This window comes from Candidatus Symbiopectobacterium sp. NZEC135 (genome assembly GCF_025962695.1).
Genome location: NZ_JAGFPF010000397.1, coordinates 1 through 1,561, shown reverse-complemented (window position 1 = coordinate 1,561; position 1,561 = coordinate 1). Strand labels below are relative to the sequence as shown.

Below are 1,561 nucleotides of genomic sequence, written 5' to 3'. Positions count from 1 at the left end.
TAGAGAAACTTCTGAGTAATGGTGCTTTTCACCAGCCAGCGGCTTGCGCCGCTGGCATTTTTGTGTGCATTTTGCGTATTAGGTAAGAGGCGTGTACACATTGCTTACAGAGACTATATGCAGACAGTCACGCTGAAAACGCCGAGACAAAGTAGATAAAACAGAGATGGGCCTTAGTCGCTTCATGACTAGTGAAGGACTGTTCAGAACCTGGTGCGCCGCTTCATGTCATCGATAAGCGTCTCGGCCACCCGATGGGGACATTATGGCCCGTTACAACCTTCACGATTATCTCACTGATTAGTATCAGTGGCTGGATGTGTGGATTGAGCACCTTGAAAAAATGGTTGGTCGACCGTTAATCCCGCATTATAAACTGCAACCAATATCGGTTATAAACCCGATTAAATCAACATAACAAAAAACTTACATTAAATTATATTTTTTTTGACTGTGGTTATTTCAATGTTACTTAATACATCAGCAGGGCGTTTATTAAATGATTTATCCATGTCCATGATAGGAACAGACAGTTCCATAAAAGAGATGACTTCACCAAAAGGATTACTCGAACACATTATCAATTTTATTACATTTGGTAAAATACGAAAAGATAAGGAGGATTTATATAATCAAATAATGACGAAAATGGAAAGTGCTTTTAGCGGACTCACAGCCAAAGAAATGGAAGATGGCAGGAAAATACACGTAGATTGCATTCATGGGTGTGAGGTGTCATTTTATTACACAGACCATACAAACAAAGTTACTGTAGAAGTAACAAAAGGCAATAAGTCAGAAAATCAAGAAATTGATGCTGAAAATTTTTTTAATATATTCCAAACACTCAAATTGAAAGCATTGCTCAATATCACCTGTATTAAAGATATCTTAACTGATGATGGGGTTATCAACCTGAAAGGCGTTAACCTGAGTGGTGCTGACCTGAAAGGCGCTTATCTAAGAAACGCAATTCTAAGCGATGTTGACCTGAAACGCGCTGATCTTAGCGGTGCTGACCTGAGCAATGCCAAACTAGACGGAGCTGACCTAACCCACGCTAACGTGTCAATGTCTGTTCTGAGTGACGCTGACCTGACCAATGCTAACCTGAACTATGCTAGCTTGAAAAGGGCTGAGCTAAACGATGCTGTTCTGACCAATGCTAACCTGAGCAACGCTGACTTGACCCAAGCTGAGCTGCTAAATGCCAAACTAAACGGAGCAGACCTAACCCACGCAGACGCGACAATGTCTGTCCTGATTGAGGCTGACTTAACCAACGCGAACCTGAGCAACGCGAACTTGATCAGAGCTGACCTGAGCAACGCTGACTTGACCGATGCCAATCTGAGCAGCGCTAACCTGAAAAGAGCTAACCTGCGCGACGCAATATTAACAAGAGCTAACCTGCTCAAGATTAATGTGGAAGGAACTAACATGGCTGGAACTAACCCATTTGGACTATAGGCAGATGATAACCTTTAACCATGTAGATAAATTAGAAAATGAATGCAATGGTTTATTTTCCTATTATATAGAGGGTGTTGGGATTTGCATT

The 1,561-nt window shown here is 41.6% G+C and carries 1 protein-coding gene; it reads left to right on the top strand.

Annotated features, from left to right (window positions below):
- Positions 1–465 precede the first annotated feature (465 nt).
- Positions 466–1,470: a pentapeptide repeat-containing protein gene (locus tag J5224_RS27215; RefSeq protein ID WP_264628266.1), complete on the top strand. Its 1,005-nt coding sequence runs from the start codon at positions 466–468 to the stop codon at positions 1,468–1,470.
- The last annotated feature ends 91 nt before the right edge of the window (positions 1,471–1,561 follow it).

Coding starts and splice junctions, on each gene's coding strand:
- J5224_RS27215 (WP_264628266.1), top strand. CDS start 466: ATGTTACTTAATACATCAGCAGGGCGTTTATTAAATGATTTATCCATG.